This window comes from Paenibacillus antarcticus, assembly GCF_001637225.1.
GTDB lineage: Bacteria > Bacillota > Bacilli > Paenibacillales > Paenibacillaceae > Paenibacillus_AQ > Paenibacillus_AQ antarcticus.
Map to the genome: position 1 here is coordinate 18,233 of NZ_LVJI01000025.1, position 20,794 is coordinate 39,026.

Sequence of the window (20,794 nt, forward strand, 5' to 3'; positions counted from 1 at the left end):
TGCAACAAAAAAAGGGACTGTTCCAAAGTCGAAATACGACTTAGTGGAACAGTCCCTTTTTGAATTAAATAATTATGACTGCAAGTATGCTGCAAGCAACTTTGTTGTATTGAATACGGCTTGCTTATGTGTGCGTTCCATGGCATGAGAAGCATGCACACCTGGACCAATCAAAGCGGCACGAATGTTGTTCCCTGCACTGAGTGCTGCAGAAGCATCAGATCCATAGTGTGGATATATGTCGACAGCATAAGGAATATTCTCTGATTCGGCTAATGCGATAAGACGGCTTGTCATCTCATAATCATAAGGTCCTGAAGAGTCTTTAGCGCATATAGATACATCTGTTTCCTTACAACTAAGATCATCACCAATACAACCCATATCGACTGCAATCATCTCCACAATATCGTCCGGAATGGATGCAGCTCCGTGCCCAACCTCTTCATAGTTGGATATCAGAATTTTGACCGTTGTGCGTGGTTTCCAACTCTCACGTTTCATAGATTCAAGGAGACCAAATAGAGCAGCTACACTGGCTTTATCATCGAGATGGCGAGACTTAATATGTCCACTGTCCGTGATAATGGATCTAGGGTCGAATGAAATGAAGTCACCTACAGCAATCCCTAATTTCAATACATCATCTTTCGATTCTACAAGTTCATCAATACGAACTTCCATATGATCTTCTTGTCGTTTGAAATCACGCGCATCACTGTAGACATGTACAGAAGGATGAGTGCTTAGAATAGTTCCGGTATAGGTCTTGCCGCTACGTGTATGTATCGTACAGTATTCGTTCTCAATAGCTTGTAGCATGAAACCGCCAACCAATGTAAGTCGAAGGGTGCCTTCAGATTTAATCGCACGAACCATTGCGCCTAATGTATCGACATGGCCACTCAGACCTATCGTACGGCTGTTATCATGACCCTCTACGGTTAAGATAGCCCCGCCTTTATGATTCCATGTAAGAGGCACTTGAAGAGCTACTGCTTCCTCCTCAATATATTTCATGACTTGAGTAGTATATCCACTCGGACTAGGTGTGTTTAGTAACTTCTGAAGAAAGGTTAGTATATATTTCTCATTTGGTTGAATTGACAAGTGATGCATCCTCCTTAGGATCTTCTAGGGTGTCTGATATGTTATTTGGGGAAGGTGAATATCCTGTTGCTTGTATAACATGATTAAGCTCACTTCCCAAACGTTTAATTTCTCGTTGAAGCTTATATTGCCTATAGATACCATACGAGCCTACGATGATACCTCCGATAAGCGTACATCCTATGATAAGTAGAATGAGGGGAAGACTGATCACACTGAAATAAAAATTAACCTCAACGGGATTTACATTAATGACAGCAAATACAGCTGTTAATAGGGCAAACAAAAGTCCAGCAATTAATGACCATTGCATTTTCATATAATTATAAGCACCTCCTAAAATTGTTTTTATAGCGTTCTTCTGAAAGTCCATCGCAGAAAAAACTTACATCGAAAAGTTAAGGCTTCAATGATAGTATAAAATCCCTTGACCAAATGGACAAGGGATTTTATAACGATTGTTCAAAATATAATATTATTTGGCGAGTTGCTCCATTTGAGTAATTAATTCTTCGAATACGCTCATTGCTTCGCGAATAGGTTGCGGTGAGGACATATCCACACCTGCTTTACTCAGAATATTAATGGAGTAATCACTACCTCCGCTTTTGAGGAATCCAAGGTAACGGTCAACGGCAGGCTGGCCTTCTTCTAAGATTTGTTTAGAGAAGCTAGTTGCAGCAGAGAAGCCAGTAGCGTATTTGTATACATAGAAACTGTTATAGAAGTGAGGGATACGTGCCCATTCCATAGCGATCTCTTTATCGACTACCATATCTGAACCATGATATTTGACAGTTAGATCATAGTAGATATCGGAGAGTGCCTGAGGTGTAAGAGTTTCACCTTCCTCAGCATGCTCATGAATGAGCTTCTCGAACTCTGCAAACATGGTTTGTCTGAATACCGTTGTGCGGAATTGATCTGCGTAGTAGGTGAGTAAATACATTTTTTCTTTAGGATCAGTTGATTTCTTCAATAAATAATCCATCAACAGTGCCTCATTCGTAGTGGAAGCCACTTCAGCTAAGAAAATGGTGTATTGTGCATCACGATAATTCAATGCTTTATCTGAATAGTAAGAGTGTAGCGCATGACCCATCTCATGAGCTAAGGTAAACATGCTATTCAAATTTTCATTGTGGTTCAATAGAACATAAGGATGAGTACCATAAGCTCCCCAGCTATAAGCGCCAGTTCGTTTGCCCTCATTCTCATATACATCAATCCATCCATTATCGTAACCTTCCTGTAGCGCACTCAGGTAATCTTCTCCAAGTGGTTTTAGGCCTTCTTTAATGGTTTTCTTTGCTTCCTCATAAGTAATGTCCATTTTGTATTCATCTACAAGTGGAGCAAAGAGATCATACATGTGTAATTCATCGACGCCAAGAAGTTTCTTGCGAAGCTTCATGTAACGATGCAATAACGGTAAGCTTTCATGAATGGTATCGATTAAATTGGTATAGACTTCCTTCTGAATATTGTCGCCGTATAGAGACATTTCAAGCACAGAAGGATACTTACGGACTGTTGAATAAAAAATATTTTTAGTTACATTTGCACTTAATGTTGCAGCAATGGTGTTTTTTTGTTTGCCATAGGTTTCATAGACCGCCTTGAAAGCACGACTACGAACGTCACGGTTAGGACTTTCTAGATATTGAATATAGCTACCATGAGTCAGCTCAACTTCTTTGCCATTCTCATCTTTAATCTTAGGAAACTTCATATCAGCATTATTAAGCATACCGAAAATGTTTTGTGGTGCTTGAGATAAGTTACCTACTTGTGCAAGTAGCGCCTCTTCTGTCTTCGAGAGAACATGAGCTTTCTCACGCTTCATTTCTTGGAATGTAAATTTATAGTCACTTAAGGTTGGATCAGCAATGAAAGAATCTAATTTATCATCTGGCAGGGCTAAAAGTTCAGGTGTAACGAAGGATAATGCCTCACCTGCGTCAACGCTTAATTTCTTTCCTTTTTGAGTTAATGCTTGGTATGTAGGGTTAGTTGTATCCTCATCAAGGTGCATATGGGCATAAACGTAAAGACGCTCAACGTCGAAGGAAATTTCATCATCTAGAATAAAACAATCCTTCACAGATTGAACCGAATCTAATTTACCTTGAAAGTCAGATGCTTTCGAAATTTTCTTCTGAACTTCTTTGTAAGTGTGGTCCCAAGCGGATTGGTCTTTAAATAAATCTTGTAGGTTCCATTGATTGTCCTTGGATACTTCAGAGCGTTTCAATAATTGATCCATGGGAATCCTCCTTAAATGTTGTGTGAGTAAAGGTTGGGTTCCTGCTGAGGCTTTAATGGGTTGAGAATAAGGACTGGACACAATACTTAGGGCGATGATGAGTGATACAGTCTTGGTTAGTTTCACCAGAGTTGTACCTCCTTTACATATGCAATCAGCCTGTAGTATATCCAGTCCTACAATAAATTATTAATATTCTCTCATCAAACTTAGGAACCCATGTTTAGAAAACTGAATACGATTAAGATAAAGGCAATGAGGATCATAATGATGGCGGTAAGAGCCATCCAACGCTTCAATGAAGGTGGGATGGAGTTCTTACCCATGATTAGGACACCACCTAAAGCAAAAGCTAAGATAATAAAAATGAGAGTGCTACTTGGGTCCATTGGTAATTATACTCCTTTAAAGGCAGCCATTAACTCGCGCCACTCGTCTTCTTTATCAATAAACTCTTCTTTAGGAAACCTAATGTTTGCCCAATGCATGAGCGCGGGCCGACTTAGAAAAGTCTGAGTTTCTTCTCCCCATTGATCAGAGATTTCACGAAGAACGAGGTATTTTCCTTGAACTTCGATGGTCATCATATTCCAGTTGTCTTTTTTGTATATTTCATGTTTTTTAATCATATGCACATATCTCCGTTTGCTCTTTTGATAAAATGATAACGCAGACACACTTATAAAAGCAAATAAAAACGGAGATATCCTAATAATTACTGTGTTGCATGTGTGAAATTCATGAAGTATTTTATTTGTAATCGCCAGATCTGGCGATATTTTTAGGAGGTTGTTCATTTGAAGGGAACAGTTAAATGGTTTAATGCGGAAAAGGGTTACGGTTTCATTCAGGTTGAAGGTGGCGAAGATGTATTTGTTCACTTTTCTGCCATTCAGGGAGAAGGTTTCAAGACGTTAGATGAAGGTCAAGCGGTTGAATTCGAAGTTGTTGAAGGTAATCGCGGCCCCCAAGCGGCTAACGTAATTAAATTATAAAGAAGAGCTCTGTCATTATAAGAATATAAAAAATAGTATAGGCGCGATTCTCTTTACAGAGGATCGTGCTTTTTTTGTTGCGTATTCGTGATGGATGATGTCTGTAATGCCTTTGACCGATTCAACAACGAAATGATACACTAGTAGTGAAGAAACATACAATTTTATAGGGAGCGCTACCGTTATGAAGTTTAAATTGTTTAAAGATCGCAAAGGGAAAGCGGATCAAGCAAAGAATAACAAATTCGTGAAACTTGGCCGTGAAATTTATGTGCAAGCTCGTAAAGGTGGACCTAATCCGGACGCAAACTTTGGCTTGAAGACAGCTATTGCGAATGCTCGTCAGATTAACATGCCTGTTGATAACATTGAACGTGCAATAAAGAAAGCTGCAGGTAACGGTGATAACGTAGAATACGATGAAATCTATTATGAAGGTTATGGCCCCGGTGGCGTAGCAATCATGGTGAAGTGTCTGACAGATAACCGTAATCGTACAGCTGCAGATGTGAGATCCATTTTTAATAAGCGTGGTGGTAACATGGGAGAGTCTGGTTGCGTCTCTTACATGTTTGATCAGAAGGGCTTACTTGTTATAGATCGTGAGAAGTATGAAGATTTGGATGAAGATACACTCATGCTACAGGCGATTGAGGCTGGGGCTGATGATGTCATTACGAATGAAGAGAGTTTTGAAGTTATAACTCATCCTCATGAGTTTGAAGCGATTAAGAGTATTTTGGAGAAAGCTGAACTTGAATTTAGTAGCTCTGAAGTACGTTGGATTCCTCAGAATACAATTGATGTAGAAGGCGAGAATGCAGAGAAATTGCTACGTATGATGGATCTTTTTGAAGATAATGATGATGTTCAAGATGTATATACTAACTTTGAAATTAGTGAAGCAGAGATTGAACGAATTGGTTAACCACTTTAGGTACCATCATAAAAAATGCACTGACCTTGGAACTTAACCAAGGGATAGTGCTTTTTTTGCGATAAGTTACTTTGAAATTGATGGGTTAAGGATGTCTTTACTAAATTCCGACAAAATTTCTGAATCTGTAACAATAAAAATGAGAAAAGTGATTTTGTTTATTTGTACAAAATGGTGGTACATATTATAATAATGATGGTTTGAATTATGAAATAATTAGACAACCATGTGGAGGCACCGTCATTGAAAGATAATGAGCAACGCCTAAATCAAGTTCCTAGTAATCCATTAAGTCTAATGAGTCGAGTATATAAGCATATTTTGCCGGAAGTACGGAAGGAATTGAGCGCTTGGCGCAGGCTAGCAAGCGATATACCAGATCCAGAGCTCCGTATGCAGGCACTTGCTAGCATTGACACGAAACAATTTCATTGTCAGGGTGGCGCTGTGTATGCAGCCATTGATCCCCCGTATAGAAATGTGTTAATTCGTCTCATTGTGTCGTATCAGACCATTAGTGATTACCTTGATAATTTATGTGATCGAAGTACATCTATGGAAGCTGAGGATTTCAGATTGTTACATCAGTCTATGTTAGATGCTGTGGATCCTGATGCATTGCAACATGATTATTACGCCCTGCATAAGGAATTCGATGATGGTGGATACCTATCTAACTTAGTAAAGACCTGCCAGAGTTGTATTGGAATGCTTCCAGGTTATTCTGCTACCCTACCTTATATAAGAGATCTAGTAAGTCTGTACACGGACTTACAAGTGTACAAGCATATCCATCCAGATAGTAGAGAAGAAGCGCTACTGAACTGGTGGTCCATGCATAAACATCGAACTCCTCATTTGGAATGGCAGGAGTTCGCTGCTGCTACAGGGTCTACACTAGCTGTTTTTATGCTGTTTCTTGCTGCAACTGATGCTGGATTGTCTGAAGATGGAGCAGCGTCCATTCATACATCTTATTTCCCACATGTGTGCTGTCTGCATATTATGTTGGATTACTTAATTGATCAGGAAGAGGATCGGTCAGGTGGTGATCTTAATTTCTGTAATTATTATACGAATACAGAAATGATGCTAGATCGGATCACCTTCCTTGTAGAATCTGCAAGAAAGGATGTTGCTACAATCCCTTCGACTCCTTTTCATCGAATGATTATTGAGGGGCTATTGGCTATCTACTTATCCGATCCCAAAGTAAGCGAGCAACAGGAAGTTGTTATGGCATCAAAGCAATTGATGAAAGGAAGTCCGCTTACCCGAATCTTCTTCTTCATGAATAGCCGTTGGATTCGTAAACGTTTGTATAAGTAATACACAAGGAGGAGAAAGAAATCATGACAATAAAAAAAATAGCAGTATTAACAAGTGGTGGCGATTCTCAAGGAATGAATGCAGCTGTACGCGCGGTTGTTCGTAGTGGATTGTATTATGGCTTAGAGGTATATGGTATTCAAAGAGGATATCAAGGACTTCTAAATGATGATATATTCTCCATGGATCTAAGAAGTGTGGGTGATATCATACAACGTGGGGGAACGGTACTTCAATCTGCACGATGTAAAGAATTCATGACTCCTGAAGGTCAGCAAAAGGGAGCGGATATTTTACGTAAACGTGGCATTGATGGCTTAGTCGTTATCGGTGGTGATGGTTCTTATCATGGCGCTAATAAGTTAAGTAAGTTGGGAATCAACACAATGGCCCTACCGGGTACTATTGATAATGATATTTCTTTTACAGATTTCACAATAGGTTTTGATACATCTGTAAGCATTGTTGTGGACGCCATCAACAAGCTGAGAGATACGATGTCATCTCATGAACGTTCATCCATTGTAGAAGTTATGGGTAGACATTGTGGTGATATCGCATTATATGCAGGTCTTGCTTCAGGAGCGGAAACAATTATTGTACCTGAGGTACCGTTCGATATGGATGAAATTGCAGAACGTATGAAGCAGAATTTCGCTCATGGTAAACGTCATAGTATTGTTGTCGTTGCTGAAGGAGCAGGTAATGGTGAGAATGTAGCGAAACAACTGGTTGAACGCTGCGAGACTTTGGAGCCAAGAGTAACCGTTCTAGGTCACATTCAACGTGGAGGAACACCAACACCAGCAGATAGAAACCTCGCAAGCCGTTTGGGTGATTTCGCTGTACGTATGCTTATTGCAGGGGAATCAGCTAAAGCTTGTGGAATTATTAGTAATGAATTGGTTCTTACGGATATCGATAAGGTCGTTAACAGTAAGAAAGAATTTAATATGGAATTGTATGAACTGGCTGCTCGTCTTTCCCAATAATCTTTATTTAACAAAAAAGAGCCTTCCCTTGAGTAGAATAATCTAATCAAAGGAGGGCTCTTTTTTTTGGATCCAGATACTGTTTTTTTGAAGCACAGAATGATGAATGAAGATAAGAAGCTAGAGTTGTGGAAGATTATCATGTACAATTTTAAATCGTTTCTGGATATACATGAGACGTCTAAGAAGAAGAATGGCCCCTATAGCTAATCCAGCAATTAAACCGATCCAATAACCATCTGCTCCAAGTGTAGTGTAAGTAGCTAATAGGTAACCGACAGGAAGACCTATAACCCAGAATGATATGAAGGCAATGATAAATGCGGGAGTAACATCCTTATAACCACGTAATACGCCTTGAGTTGGCGTTGCAATAGCATCGGAAATCTGAAAGAAAATGGCATAGACTAGAAAATGCTGAATGAGCTCAATGATATGATTCTCATCCGAGTAGAGGAATGCGACTTGTCTACTTGCGAAAATAAGTACAACGGCTGTGAGGAGCGAAAGGGCAACAGCCGTACCGATGCCAATTAATGCGTACTGTCGTGCATCTTTGGTTCGTCCTGCGCCTTTTTCAAATCCGACTAAGATCGTAAGGGTCATACAGATACTTAAAGGAATCATATATAAGGTTGTTGCAAAGTTTAAAGCTGCTTGATGTGCTGCAATGGTAGCCGTGTTAAATTGACTCATTAGTAGTGTGACCGCAGCAAAGACAGCCGTTTCAAAAAACACAGAGAATCCGATAGGTAAGCCTATCTTTAATAGTTCTTTCCATGCTTTCAAGGAAATCTTATAGAACTTATGAAATATACCGAATACGGCAAATTGTTGTTGACGGTGCACAAACCATATCGCAATGAAGAATATGCACCAGTATGTTATACCAGAGGCGATACCTGCACCAGCTCCACCAAGACGCGGGAAACCGAATTTACCAAATATTAATAAATAATTGAGAGTGATGTTGATTGGCAAAGACATTAGTGTAATTGTCATGGAGGTTCGTGTTTCACCGAGTGCATCAATTAAGCTACGTAATACCATATATCCGAACAAAGGAATAACACCTATGGAAATACCCAATAGGAATTGGTGAGCAATCTTTCTCACATTAGATTCCAAACTCATTGCATCTAGAATGGGAGAAATAACAAGTCCTCCTAAGATCAGAACCATTACCGCGAGAATGAGTGAGAGCCAAAGTGCTTGTACGACCTGATAAGAAACTTTGTTCTTTTGGTTATTCCCAATTAATTGCGATACGATGGGAGTAAGGCCCATTAGAATTCCACTAAGACCGACTTGGACGGGTATCCAAAGACTAGAACCTATGGCTACGCCGGCGAGATCGACAGAGCTTGATTTTCCTGACATATTCGTGTCAAAAAAAGTGATCGCTGATAAGGTGATCTGGGTTATCAGAATGGGTAATAAAATGACTAGAAATTGCTTGTATTTTTCTCGGATGGTTGTTGTAGGTTTCATTAATATTCCTTTCTAAACTAACCAGTAAGATGGATTTAATATCACACATGCAAAAGGCCCGGTTATTGACCGGGTCCTCTTTGGGTTGAATGTACTATTGGATGGACTATTTATAAGTTACACCCTTACTATATCGATTGTTAGCATTCCAGAGCAGATACTCATCCACTTTCATATCTTTCATCGCTCGGATTTGTTCTTCTACTTCGTTCTTGCCATATTTAGTGTAGTGTCCGCTACCTAACCAACTGGCAGTGAAATCTTGAATCCAAGGCCGTATGATAGGTTTTTGATCTCCAAGTGGATCAAGTTTCTTATGGGTATCGACCATTGAGCCTTTAATTACAGCGTAAGGTTCTTTATCAGGGTTTGTTGCGCCAAACCAACCGGTGGAGTAATGACTCGGATATACCATAGGTGCGATAACATCCACATTTTCAGAAATTTTGACCATATCTTGTCCAATACCTTCAGCTGCTGGAACGGATGCAGCGTATCCAAAGATATCGACTGATACGCGAAGTCCGAGTGGAGCCAACTCTTTGCGTGCATATTGAACAAATTCAGTAACAATATCTACACGAGATTTTTCATTTTTAACATATGTCATCGCATCTGCACGTTTCTCAAATCCTTCAGGGAAACGAACGTAATCGAATTGGATTTCTTTAAAACCTAGTTTAGCGGCTTCCTTCGCTAGTTCAATATTGTAATCCCATACTTCCTTGCTATAGGGATTTACAAATGCATCTCCATTCCCATTCTTCCAAAGCGTACCGTCTTTTTTAACAAAAGATAATTTGGGATTCTTGGTAGCTAGAATAGTGTCTTTAAATACAACAATTCGTGCGATAGGGTATACATTATGTTTTTGTAGTCGTTCCATTAGTGATCCGATGTTTCCAATGTAAGGCTGGGTTTTGCCCAGTTTTTGAAGAATTGGATTATCAGATTTGTACGTTATGTAACCAGCATCATCCTTGAGATCAATAACCATAGCATTAAGGTCAGTTGAATCAATAAGGTCTAACAACTCAGTCATGCGTGAACCTCCTGCACTATGAGCTGTGACATAGATCCCTTTAACAACGGGTGCATCCTTCTGAGGGTCTACCTTGTCCGACGGTTGTAATGGATCTGACGGGTTGCCTAATGTAGTAGTAGTTCCCGTGTTTTGGGTCATAGCTGAATGAATAGATGATTGCAATTTGCTGATCGTCCCTGGTTGATCTGTTGACTGCCCTGATGTACTTCCCAATACTAATAACATTAATGCCCAAATGATGTTCATAATCTCTCTCCCCTATAGCGTATGCGCTCTCATTAGTATGATTATATAGAAGCAATGGCTTCTAAAAACAACAGCTTTGTAACAATCATTATTTCAAATAATCTTATTGTGTTTTAACCTCAAATGAAGGGAATTAAACAATCCTATACATATAAAATGCCGTCTATTCCGCCAAAAGTGGGGAGGAGACGGCATGAAAATCTAGCTTACTTCTGTTAATGAAGATGAGCGAGGTTCTGATGTTCGCAAATACTGATTTGGATAATCTCCATGGCATCCTGGGGTTCAAGAATACTAAGTCCGTCACGCAACATAATGAGGGAATTTAGTTCTTTTTGTTTTAAGAAAGGCATCATATCAGGATACCAGCGTTTAACAATCTGAGACAATGTTACGGATTCCATTTCCACAAAAAATCACCCTTTCTCCTTTAAATTCTTTACTGTCAAAAGTTCTTGAGTAGCGAATAGGAAAAATCTTTCGTGCCTGGGCATTAAGGGTGAATCTGTATCTTATGCGATGAAATGGAAATTACGCATCTATAATATAACATAAATTTGAATCCATAACACGCTGTTTATCAAAAATCATCTCCTGCGGAATGATCCCATAATACCTACCGTTTCCACAATGTTTACAAAGGCATTGGGATCCGTTTTTTTGATGATTCGTTTTAGCTCTGCTAGCTCATATTGGGTCGTGACAGTCATCAACATATCTCTAGGCTCGTGAGAATAGGCGCCTTCTGTTTTGATCTTGGTAACGCCACGTGGAATTTTAAGTAGCTGATCTAGTAGTTCCTCAGTCTGATTGGTAACAATATATACCGTTACTTTAATGTGACTGATATGTATAAGATCTAGGACCCTACCTGTAATGTATATTGAAGCCATAGAAGCCAAGGCTACATTCCAATTATTACTTAAGTATCCTGCCGCAAGAATGACCATACCATTCATGACAACGATAATATTGCCTACTGGGAAATCACGGTAGCGTGTAATTAATGAACCAATGATATCAAATCCACCAGAAGATCCACCTACACGAAAGGAAATACCACTTCCTATTCCAACGAGTACCCCTCCGAACACACTAGCCAGAAGGAAATCGGTTATGACGAGTTTAACGGGGATAGCTGTTAGGAACCATGTGGTTGCAACAACAGAGAGTATGCTGAGACTGATGAATCGTTTCCCCAATTTAAACCAACCTGCAATCAGAATTGGGATGTTGATGATGAAGTACATGGCACTAAGACTAAAATCACTGAAATAACTGATTAGTAAGGATACACCAGAAACACCGCCACTCAGCAGTTGGTGTGGAATAAGAAACAAATTAAAGCCACATGCTATAATTGCGGCGCCGAGAATTATTGATATTGCATTCCAAACATCTTTTAACAAAATAAACCCACCTCTTATGTCTTGTTTTATGTCTTTTGTTAGTAAATATTTTTATTATTCGGATTAACTTAGTAGTAAATGCAATTTGTTTTGTGATATAATGTATTGGATGTTCTTGAGTAGGGTTGTACAATAGTATTATTTTTGCATTATTTCGGCTTAATAATAACCGAATAGTCATTTAAATGGTTTAAAAAAATCCGAATAGCGCTATGAACTTTTGTTCATGCAATATTTTACGGCATGTATGGCTACCCTATACACGTATGCCGCTACTTAAGAATACAGAGAAGAATGTGGAATGTCCACTTACAAGAAAGTGGAATATCCACTATATAGAAGGAGCATGAATATATTTGAAAACATTTGCAGAATTTGGCTTGGAGCCTAAGATCCTCCAGGCAATTACGGAGCTAGGATTTGAAGAATCCACGCCAATTCAAGACCAAGCTATTCCTATCGCTATGTCAGGAAGAGATTTGATCGGTCAAGCACAAACAGGTACTGGTAAGACAGCGGCATTTGGTTTACCGTTGATTTCCAAAATTGCTAAAGAAGAAGAAAGAATCATGGCTTTGATCATGACTCCGACTCGTGAGCTTGCAATCCAAGTAGCTGAAGAAATCGGTAAACTTTCTCGCTTCAAAGGAATTCGTTCGTTAGCTATTTATGGTGGTCAAGATATTAGCCGTCAAATTCGTTCCCTTAAAAACAAACCTCAGGTTATCATTGGTACACCTGGACGTCTTCTGGATCATATTAACCGCAAAACAATCAAGTTGACTGATGTTCAAACGGTTGTATTGGATGAAGCAGATGAAATGCTTGATATGGGCTTCATGGAAGATATTCAATCCATTCTAAAGTTGGTACCAGCAGAACGTCAGACTATGCTTTTCTCCGCAACTATGCCAGCTAACATTCAGAAGCTTGCACAACAGTTCTTGAATAATCCTGAGCACGTATCAGTTATTCCTAAACATGTAAGTGCTCCACTTATTGATCAAGCTTATATCGAAGTTCCTGAGCGTCAAAAATTCGAAGCACTTAGTCGTCTAATTGATATGGAATCTCCAGATCTTGCCATCGTATTTGGACGTACTAAACGTCGTGTAGACGAATTGTCTGAAGCTTTGCAGAAACGTGGATATTCAGCTGATGGATTACACGGTGACTTGTCTCAGAACCAACGTGATGCTGTAATGCGTAAATTCCGCGATGGCAGTATTGACGTACTAGTTGCAACAGATGTAGCAGCTCGTGGTCTTGACGTTTCTGGTGTAACTCACGTTATCAACTTCGATCTTCCTCAAGATCCTGAGAGCTATGTACACCGTATTGGTCGTACTGGTCGTGCAGGTAAAGAAGGTACGGCTTGGTCATTCGTAACTCCACGTGAAATGGATCATTTCCACTTTATCGAGCGTGTTACTCGTCACCGTATTACACGTAAACCACTTCCAACAATGGCTGAGGCTATTGAAGGTAAACAACGTATTACTGCTGAAAGATTGCTTGAAACGTTGGAAAAAGGTGAGTTGAACGAGTACAAAGGAATTGCTATCCAGTTGTTAGAGCAATATGATTCAGTTCAATTGTTAACTGCAGCTATGAAGTTACTTACAGGTGAGAAGAAGGATAGTGATATCCATTTGACTCCGGAAGATCCAATGCGTGCTAAACGTCGTAAGCCAGACATTCGCAGTGGTCGTAAGCCTTCAGGTGGTGGTAGCTATAGTTCCCGTAACGGTAGCAGCAGTACTTCTGGATCCAGCACAGGCGGTGGTAACTATCGTCGTGATCGTGACAGTAGTGGTGGTGGAAGCCGTGGTGGATATGCTGGTAAGAGCAGTTACAACAAAGATGGCGGAGCTAGTCGTGATTCTGCAGCACGTACGAACAGACCGCGTCCAAGTAGTAGCACTAGCAGCACTGGCAGCAGCGCTAGCCGTCCGGCTAAACGTCCTGACAGTTCATTCGAATAATATTAATACAACTATAAGGCGAAGTGTAATTACACTTCGTCTTTTCTTTATGTGAAATAATAAAATACATAAGTAGAAAATTATGGACTGGCATTCTCTACCGTAAATACGGTATATTATTATGTACATGCATGTTTACAGAGGAGGAGAGATCTTGGAATTTAGAGGCGCAATGGGAGGAATTTACAAATTAACGGAATGGGTTTCGCGAATAGCACTCAGTAACATACTGTGGGTGATCTGTTCTGCTCCGTTTTTATTTGTACTATTATTTAAATTCTTGTTGTTTCAAACGACAGCGACAGCAAATGATCAATTATTGTTAAACTGGGCTATGGGTATTTTGGCACCGTTTACATTGTTTCCTGCGATCTCAGCTTTATTTGCTACGGTACGGAAGTGGATTATGGGGGATACTGATGTACCTGTGATTCGCACATTTTTTAAGGGTTACAAGGATAATTACAAACAGTCTATGATTGGTGGATTCTTCTATACACTGTTGTTTGTTATTATGTTTATTGATTATAAGGTTTATATGACATTGGATAACTTACAACTCGTGGGTGGAGTCATGCTCCTACTACTTGTTATGCTATTTGTTTCTATGTTTAATTTCTTCTCTATGGTTGTCCATTATCACATGAGTATTTTCCTGATTATAAAAAATGCCATTCTCCTAACGCTCATTCGTCCTTTTAAAATGGTTGCGACAGTAGCTGGTTGTGGATTATTGTTATATGTCACATCATTATATCCCGTATTGATTGTATTTTTCATCATCACGTTAATGGCGATGTGGTCATTCTTTAACTTCTATGGATCTTTCCTCAAAATGCAAGAGAAGGCGGAACGGATGAGACTCTTAGAAGAAGAGAAGCAACAAGAAGTGACTGAGTCTTCTTCTTTAGAAGAAGGTACAATATCTAAGAATTAACTTTGATCATGAATTGTAATAAAATGGAGTGAAAAAAAGACTCCATTTGAGTTTACATTTATAAGTGTTAGGATTATAATAATAACAAATCCTGCGATGTTCGCCACGGTTAATCGTTATTTTGAACCAATGATGATGTCTAGGGAGATCAATAAGGAGCGTGGCTGAAACGCCCTGTCTATATGACATGGGGACTTCAAAAACATTTCTGCGATCACCCACCTGCTACTGCAGGTTCAGAAGACAATTTGACCGAACGGCATAAGCGGGATTCTTTTTATTTAACTTATGAATTATAATTCCCAAAGCATTTCACTATCGATAATTATCGATGCTGGAATGCTTTTTTTGTTGAGACTACGAGATTATATGGCCAACCTCTTTTGTTCTGGAGAGTTCAATGTTAAACTATTATGTATTGATGGTTATTTTAAAGGGGGAAAGGTCTTGTCGTTAAAGAGAGTTCTAGTGGGGATCATACGTAGTCAAGAAGGAACCGGAGACAGAGCAAAAGATCCTAAAATGAAAACGCGCTATTACAATTTATCGAAAGACAAGGCATGGGAGGAGATTTCTTCCACGCTTAAAAAAATTCCGGGTTATAAAGTGTTACATGAAGTTCCAGGTGTTGGAGAGATTATTCTTGAGAAGAGGACTTCTATGGGACGTACGGTGGATATTACCGTGTCTGTTCTTTCGACGGGTCCTGTTCGTAGTGCAGTGGATATATACTCAGCATCTAGAGGTTCGTTGGGTGATCTAGGAGCTAATTATCGATATATTATTCATTTGTTTGCAGCTCTAGATAAGAAGTTGGCTAAATTTAAAACATCTGAGTAAGAATTCGAGTTATTAATTTAAAAAAGCGAGAGGAAGAAGATCTCTTTCTCACGCTTTTTTAAGCATAAATTACAGCAAAGATTTAACTGCTTTTACAGCATCTTCATAGTTTGGATGTTCTGTCATTTCACTAAGATATTCAACATAAGTGAGCTTATCGTCTTTGTCGATTACAAATATCGAACGCATATCAAGACGGAATTCTTTAATTAATACGCCATATGCTTCACCAAAAGAAGATGTCTTATGGTCAGACAATGTAACGACGCGCTCCACACCGGCTGCACCGCACCAACGTGCTTGTGCAAATGGGAGATCCATACTAACGGTAAGGATAATGACATCATCGCCTAACGTAGATGCCTCTTCGTTGAAACGACGTGTTTGTGAATCACAGACACCTGTATCTAAAGAAGGGACGACACTGATTAATTTAATTTTACCTGCGTAATCCTTTAAGGATACGTCTTCAAGCAAGTTTTTGCTAACAGTGAAATCAGGAGCGGAATCACCTGCTTTCAGTTTTGGTCCAATCAATGTAATAGGGTTACTCTTGAAAGTTGCGATACCAGTACGTTCTTGTGCCAATGTGATTATCCTCCTTGATTTTTTAGATTTATTAAAGACTGTCAAGGGTATTATAATCTTTTTAGAATAACATTACCAATCATGATGTTGTTAGTATAGAGTAGAGGAAGGTTTATATGATATTTATCCGAAGTGAAAATTGGAAAAGTTACTTGAGATTGTATCCTGTAACATCATTATTGCTATTAGCAAACGTTATTATGTTCTTGGTGTTAACTTTTAATGGTGGTTCTACCCATAACGAGACGCTTTATAAGTTTGGCGCGTTGGTTAATGAGGGAGAAAGCTGGAGATATGTGACAGCGATGTTCCTTCATAGTGGATTTGATCATTTATTATTTAATTGTTTCGGATTACTCGTATTTGCTCCGCCGCTAGAACGGCTCATGGGTTCGTGGAAATACATTTTGTTGTACTTCTTGAGTGGTATTGTGGGGAATGTGCTGTCATCTGCTTATAATATTCAAATGGATAAGAATGTTATATCGGTTGGGGCTTCAGGCGCAATCTATGGGATATACGGTGCTTACCTATACATCGCTCTGTTCCAAAGAAAGTTTTTGGATGAAGCCTCTCGTAAGACGTTGTATGCTATGCTTATATTTGGGGTTATTTCTTCACTCATTGTGGCGAGTGTGAATTGGATGGCTCATTTTGGTGGTTTAATTGGTGGATTCTTCATATATGGACTCATCATTAGACTGTTAGGTAAGCGACGATAAATTAAGGTTAAGATCATACATTCTAGATTGGAGCGATCATTCGCGTGGAACTGAGACAGTTGCACTATTTCATGAAAGTAGCACAGAAGGAGCATGTAACCCAAGCGGCAGAAGAACTTCATGTAGCTCAGTCTGCTGTAAGTAGGCAGATCCATCAATTGGAACAAGAACTGGGCGTTGATTTATTTATGCAAAAAGGAAGGAATCTACAATTGACACCTGTAGGGCATTTGTTCTGTAAGCGGGTTGAGAGTCTTATGAAGGATTTAGAGAAGGCGGTAGCTGAAGTTCATGAATTCTTGGATCCTGAGCGAGGAGAGATTCGAATAGGCTTTCCTCATAGTCTTGGCATTCATTTGATTCCATCTGTTGTTGCCGAATTTAGAAAGCGTTACCCTAATGTGAGATTTCGATTTAAATCGGGTATGTATCCGTCGCTTATTCGAGATGTTGTATCTGCTGAAGTTGATCTGGCCTTCATATCTCCTTTTCCGGAGGGGCATGAGCAAGTAGAAGGTGATGTGGTGTTGACCGAAGAAATGTATGCTATTGTTCCTCCAAATCACGCACTTGCACAAGAAGAATCTATTACGTTAGATCAACTGAGAGAAGATAAGTTTATTTTGTTTAGCAAGGGTTATTCTTTACGCCCAATTGTCTGGCAAGCGTGTCTTGATGCGGGTTTCACACCTCAAATCGCCTTTGAGGGAGAGGAGACGGATACGATTCGGGGATTAGTTGCGGCAGGCATGGGTGTCAGTCTGTTGCCGGAGATGGCATTCTTTCAAAGTAATCCACTTCAACCTGCACGTGTTAGAATATCTGAACCGAAAGTAACGCGAACAATCGCATTGATTCATAGATCAGATGACAAGTTACCTCTGGTTGCACAAGCATTCCGCAATTTTTTACTTACATATTTCGAACTTATGAGTGAAACAAAGAAAACCCCGTTCGGTTCTTAAACCGATCGGGGTTTTCTTTGTTTTGTTGTAGGGGCTTCCCTCTTACATATTAGTCACGACTGTTATTGAACATCATGACATATCGAATGAGCTCGAGTATGGAGATTAATGCAGCAGCAACGTATGTGAGGGCGGCGGCATTCAATACCTTGGCGACACCACGTTCTTCATCGTTAGTTATGAAGCCTTGCTCCACCATAATGTTACGTGCGCGACTGCTGGCGTTGAATTCAACTGGTAATGTTACGAGTTGGAAAGCTACAGCAGCGGAGAAGAAGATAATTCCTAGGCCAAGTAGATTAGTGAATGAAAATAAAATACCTGCGATGAGTAAGAATGGCGCTACTCCTGAAGCGAAGTTAACAACTGGGAACATCCGGTGTCGCATAACTAGCATTGGATAGTGCTCTTTATGTTGAATGGCATGACCGATCTCATGACAGGCTACAGAAACGGCTGAAATGGTACTTTCGTAATACACAGGTTCCGATAAACGTACGACTTTATGAATAGGGTCGTAATGGTCGGTTAGTGAGCCTCTAACTGGCTCAATTGGGATATGTTGCAGGTCGTTTGCGTCTAACATACGTCGAGCAGCTTCATAGCCGGTTAGTCCATTATGATTCTCTACTTGTGCCCACTTTTTAAATGTTCCCTTGACACGAAATTGTGCCCAAAGTGAGAATATGAATGCAATAATGATGAGAATAAACATAGAATTAGAGTTCATTTCCTTACCTCCTAGTAGTAGTTATACCTCGAATTATGCGAAAAGCTTTACATTAATGGTCCATGATTGAGTAAGAGCTTTAAGGCTTCTATAACAGCTGCTCCCTGAGGGAGTAGTTGCGTCAACATGCGTCTAGCCTGCCCAGGTTTCATTTGTTCAATGATAGGGCTTAGTTCCCTAACTTCCTTCTCTAACTGCAACATATGAAGTTCTAGGTGGGTTAGCTTGTCTGATACCTGTTCTTCCTCTGTGCCCATATTCCATTTGTCTAGCTTTTCCTTTATTTCCTCCAAAGTATACTTCTCTTGTTTTAGTAGATTAATACGCACCAGACGGGCAGAGGTTTCATAGCTATAAAGGCGGTAATTTTTCTCTGTTCGACTTTCAGGAACAATTAATCCTAACTTCGTGTAATAATCGATCGTCCTCTCGCTGACACCAGCAACTTTTGCTAATTCTCCAATTCTGTACAACGTCATATCCACAATGCGAATCACCTCACTTACATAAATATGAATCAATAACACAACTTATCCATTTCTTATCCATTTAATGATGATTTACTTAATATTAACTATTTAAAATATGATACTCGAAGGTTAACCATACAGTCAAACGTATCACTTTTACAAACTTCTCCAATGTTATATATAATGACATGATAAGTAAGGAGTTGGATTATTTTTGAAAAAACTATTGTCAAAAGTTACCCTTTCTGCTTATAATGAGATTATGAACTTGGAGTCGTGTTAGAAAATATGACATAAAGAGGAGCGGTTACGATGAAAAAGAGAATGTTGGGTATTGCTTTAGGAATGTTGGCACTGTTAGCTTTTCCACTTAGTGCATTTGCGGATGATGGAGCTACAAATTTGGAATTGCAAGCAGGCATTAACTCGGTATTCGTCTTTCTAGCGGTCATGCTCGTATTCTTTATGCAAGCTGGGTTTGTTCTATTAGAAGCTGGAACGGTTCGTATGAAGAATGCGGGTCACGTTGCTGGTAAGACCGTTTTGACTTTAGGAATTTCGGTTATCGTATTCTGGGCTGTCGGATTTGCTCTAGGATTCGGAAATGGTAATGGAATTATCGGTCAAACAGGATTCTTCTTAAGTGGAGAGAGCATGGCGAGCTCATTCGATTCATTAGCTTTCTCAGATGTATCATTAACCGTTAAGTTCTTATTCCAATTATCATTCGCAGCGATCTCGTTAGCTATTGCCTCAGGAGGTATGGCAGAACGTGCCAAACTGAGCGTTTACATTATATTCGGAACGTTGTTCATGATTGTTATTTATCCTGTTGTGGCTCACTGGGTATGGGGTGGTGGATGGCTTGCTCAACTAGGTATGCAAGATTATGCAGGTTCTACTGTAGTCCACTTGACGGGTGCAACAGCTGCTCTTGTAGCGACTTTCTTATTGAAGCCACGTCTTGGTAAGTATAATAAAGATGGTAAACCGAACGTTATTCCAGGACATAACCAAGTTTATACTGTACTAGGTGTTGTTATTCTCTGGATAGGCTGGTTTGGATTTAACCCAGGTAGTGGATTATCAGGATTAGGTGATTTCTTCGGATATGTTTCACTTACAACGAATATTGCAGCTGCGGGTGGTGCATTAGCGGCACTTGCTATCTCTTGGATGGTATTTGGAAAGGGAGATATTCCTAGCATGTTAAATGGTGTACTTGCTGCACTTGTAGCGATAACAGGTTCTTGTGCCTTTGTTGAACCGTGGGCAGCTGTTATCATCGGTGCTGTGGCTGGTACAGTCGCTTTCTTAGCTGGTCAGTGGTTGGAACGTGCTGGATTAGATGATCCAATCTATGCTGTATCTGTTCACGGTATAGCGGGTATCTGGGGAGCTCTATCTACAGGGTTATTCGCAACGGCGGAATTGGCTGAAAAGACTGGAGTAGGTCAAGCAGGATTATTCTATGGTGGTGGTGTACATCAATTAGGAATTCAAGCTCTAGGTGTAGCTGGTACCTTTGGATTTGTACTTGTGGTCTCATTCATTATCCTTGGTGTTATGAAAATGATCATGGGGCTTCGTGTGACAGAAGAAGAAGAGATGATGGGTCTAGATATAAGTGAACACGGAACGTATGGATACCCAGAACAAATGAAATTACTTACGGATGCTGAAGCTTTATCCCGTACTCATAAATCGACTCCCCCTGTAAATTAAAGGGGAATGAGA

General features: G+C 39.7%; 22 protein-coding genes and 1 other RNA gene. 11 read left to right on the forward strand and 12 right to left on the reverse strand.

The annotated features are described in order from the left end of the window. Nucleotides 1–72: 72 nt before the first annotated feature. The 5 genes from PBAT_RS17345 to PBAT_RS17365 all read right to left on the reverse strand — a co-directional run bounded on the left by PBAT_RS17345 (nucleotide 73) and on the right by PBAT_RS17365 (nucleotide 4,005). Nucleotides 73–1,110: a M42 family metallopeptidase gene (locus PBAT_RS17345; protein WP_068651276.1), complete on the reverse strand. Its 1,038-nt coding sequence runs from the start codon at nucleotides 1,108–1,110 to the stop codon at nucleotides 73–75. Next, on the reverse strand, nucleotides 1,091–1,429 hold the full coding sequence (locus tag PBAT_RS17350; protein ID WP_068651278.1) for a LapA family protein: 339 nt from the start codon (nucleotides 1,427–1,429) through the stop codon (nucleotides 1,091–1,093). The genes PBAT_RS17345 and PBAT_RS17350 overlap by 20 nt, the downstream gene beginning before the upstream one ends. Before the next feature lie 156 nt (nucleotides 1,430–1,585). Then, nucleotides 1,586–3,376 carry an oligoendopeptidase F gene (pepF, locus tag PBAT_RS17355; RefSeq protein WP_068651280.1) on the reverse strand — a complete coding sequence of 597 codons (1,791 nt, stop codon included), beginning with the start codon at nucleotides 3,374–3,376 and terminating at the stop codon, nucleotides 1,586–1,588. Between the two features lie 209 nt (nucleotides 3,377–3,585). Beyond that, nucleotides 3,586–3,765, reverse strand: a complete 180-nt coding sequence (locus PBAT_RS17360) for a hypothetical protein (protein WP_068651282.1) — start codon at nucleotides 3,763–3,765, stop codon at nucleotides 3,586–3,588. A gap of 6 nt (nucleotides 3,766–3,771) precedes the next feature. Then, nucleotides 3,772–4,005: a hypothetical protein gene (locus PBAT_RS17365; RefSeq protein WP_068587241.1), complete on the reverse strand. Its 234-nt coding sequence runs from the start codon at nucleotides 4,003–4,005 to the stop codon at nucleotides 3,772–3,774. Nucleotides 4,006–4,173: 168 nt separating this feature from the next. On the opposite strand from PBAT_RS17365, the gene PBAT_RS17370 reads away from it, so the two are divergent. From PBAT_RS17370 to pfkA, 4 genes are all read left to right on the forward strand, one after another. Continuing rightward, on the forward strand, nucleotides 4,174–4,371 hold the full coding sequence (locus tag PBAT_RS17370; RefSeq protein ID WP_068587242.1) for a cold-shock protein: 198 nt from the start codon (nucleotides 4,174–4,176) through the stop codon (nucleotides 4,369–4,371). A gap of 184 nt (nucleotides 4,372–4,555) precedes the next feature. Further along, nucleotides 4,556–5,299 (forward strand): YebC/PmpR family DNA-binding transcriptional regulator, encoded by a 744-nt coding sequence (locus PBAT_RS17375; protein ID WP_068651284.1) that lies wholly within the window; start codon nucleotides 4,556–4,558, stop codon nucleotides 5,297–5,299. Nucleotides 5,300–5,605: 306 nt separating this feature from the next. Then, nucleotides 5,606–6,637 carry a tetraprenyl-beta-curcumene synthase family protein gene (locus PBAT_RS17380; RefSeq protein ID WP_068651399.1) on the forward strand — a complete coding sequence of 344 codons (1,032 nt, stop codon included), beginning with the start codon at nucleotides 5,606–5,608 and terminating at the stop codon, nucleotides 6,635–6,637. A 20-nt stretch (nucleotides 6,638–6,657) separates the two neighbouring features. Then, nucleotides 6,658–7,629, forward strand: a complete 972-nt coding sequence (pfkA, locus tag PBAT_RS17385) for a 6-phosphofructokinase (RefSeq protein ID WP_149466303.1) — start codon at nucleotides 6,658–6,660, stop codon at nucleotides 7,627–7,629. Nucleotides 7,630–7,749: 120 nt separating this feature from the next. Here the strand turns inward: pfkA and PBAT_RS17390 are convergent, their stop codons facing one another. The 4 genes from PBAT_RS17390 to PBAT_RS17405 form a co-directional block, all read right to left on the reverse strand. Then, nucleotides 7,750–9,120 carry an MATE family efflux transporter gene (locus tag PBAT_RS17390; RefSeq protein ID WP_068651288.1) on the reverse strand — a complete coding sequence of 457 codons (1,371 nt, stop codon included), beginning with the start codon at nucleotides 9,118–9,120 and terminating at the stop codon, nucleotides 7,750–7,752. 106 nt (nucleotides 9,121–9,226) lie between these two features. Next, the gene (locus PBAT_RS17395) at nucleotides 9,227–10,411 is read right to left on the reverse strand and encodes a putative glycoside hydrolase (protein WP_068651292.1); all 1,185 of its coding nucleotides are present in this window, start codon (nucleotides 10,409–10,411) and stop codon (nucleotides 9,227–9,229) included. Nucleotides 10,412–10,626: 215 nt separating this feature from the next. Next, entirely contained in the window at nucleotides 10,627–10,821 is a 195-nt protein-coding gene (locus PBAT_RS17400) for a hypothetical protein (RefSeq protein WP_068538187.1), read from the reverse strand. A gap of 177 nt (nucleotides 10,822–10,998) precedes the next feature. Beyond that, on the reverse strand, nucleotides 10,999–11,820 hold the full coding sequence (locus tag PBAT_RS17405; RefSeq protein WP_068651294.1) for a YitT family protein: 822 nt from the start codon (nucleotides 11,818–11,820) through the stop codon (nucleotides 10,999–11,001). A 356-nt stretch (nucleotides 11,821–12,176) separates the two neighbouring features. Between PBAT_RS17405 and cshA the strand changes: the two genes are divergently transcribed. The 4 genes from cshA (at nucleotide 12,177) to PBAT_RS17425 (ending at nucleotide 15,582) form a co-directional block, all read left to right on the forward strand. Continuing rightward, nucleotides 12,177–13,805, forward strand: coding sequence for a degradosome RNA helicase CshA (gene cshA / locus PBAT_RS17410; RefSeq protein WP_068651296.1), 1,629 nt, complete (start codon nucleotides 12,177–12,179; stop codon nucleotides 13,803–13,805). Between the two features lie 154 nt (nucleotides 13,806–13,959). Next, the gene (locus PBAT_RS17415; protein ID WP_068651298.1) at nucleotides 13,960–14,742 is read left to right on the forward strand and encodes a YesL family protein; all 783 of its coding nucleotides are present in this window, start codon (nucleotides 13,960–13,962) and stop codon (nucleotides 14,740–14,742) included. Nucleotides 14,743–14,827: 85 nt separating this feature from the next. Further along, nucleotides 14,828–15,018, forward strand: a non-coding RNA gene (gene ssrS, locus PBAT_RS17420) — 6S RNA. 171 nt (nucleotides 15,019–15,189) lie between these two features. Further along, nucleotides 15,190–15,582, forward strand: coding sequence for a DUF1499 domain-containing protein (locus tag PBAT_RS17425; RefSeq protein ID WP_068651301.1), 393 nt, complete (start codon nucleotides 15,190–15,192; stop codon nucleotides 15,580–15,582). Between the two features lie 69 nt (nucleotides 15,583–15,651). On the opposite strand, the gene tpx is transcribed toward PBAT_RS17425, so the two are convergent. After that, nucleotides 15,652–16,170, reverse strand: a complete 519-nt coding sequence (tpx, locus tag PBAT_RS17430; protein WP_068651303.1) for a thiol peroxidase — start codon at nucleotides 16,168–16,170, stop codon at nucleotides 15,652–15,654. A gap of 116 nt (nucleotides 16,171–16,286) precedes the next feature. Here tpx and PBAT_RS17435 point away from each other — a divergent pair, with 116 nt between their 5' ends. Further along, complete coding sequence (locus PBAT_RS17435) at nucleotides 16,287–16,892, forward strand: rhomboid family intramembrane serine protease (RefSeq protein ID WP_068651305.1); 606 nt, start codon at nucleotides 16,287–16,289, stop codon at nucleotides 16,890–16,892. A 44-nt stretch (nucleotides 16,893–16,936) separates the two neighbouring features. Then, nucleotides 16,937–17,857 carry a glutamate biosynthesis transcriptional regulator GltC gene (gene gltC / locus PBAT_RS17440; RefSeq protein WP_068651307.1) on the forward strand — a complete coding sequence of 307 codons (921 nt, stop codon included), beginning with the start codon at nucleotides 16,937–16,939 and terminating at the stop codon, nucleotides 17,855–17,857. 49 nt (nucleotides 17,858–17,906) lie between these two features. On the opposite strand, the gene PBAT_RS17445 is transcribed toward gltC, so the two are convergent. Together PBAT_RS17445 and PBAT_RS17450 are read right to left on the reverse strand one after the other, a co-directional pair. Further along, nucleotides 17,907–18,587, reverse strand: a complete 681-nt coding sequence (locus PBAT_RS17445) for a zinc metallopeptidase (protein ID WP_068651309.1) — start codon at nucleotides 18,585–18,587, stop codon at nucleotides 17,907–17,909. A gap of 47 nt (nucleotides 18,588–18,634) precedes the next feature. Continuing rightward, nucleotides 18,635–19,066 carry a MerR family transcriptional regulator gene (locus PBAT_RS17450; protein ID WP_068651401.1) on the reverse strand — a complete coding sequence of 144 codons (432 nt, stop codon included), beginning with the start codon at nucleotides 19,064–19,066 and terminating at the stop codon, nucleotides 18,635–18,637. A gap of 303 nt (nucleotides 19,067–19,369) precedes the next feature. On the opposite strand from PBAT_RS17450, the gene PBAT_RS17455 reads away from it, so the two are divergent. Continuing rightward, a complete protein-coding gene (locus PBAT_RS17455) occupies nucleotides 19,370–20,782 on the forward strand; it encodes an ammonium transporter (RefSeq protein WP_068651311.1) in 1,413 nt (470 codons plus the stop codon). The last annotated feature ends 12 nt before the right edge of the window (nucleotides 20,783–20,794 follow it).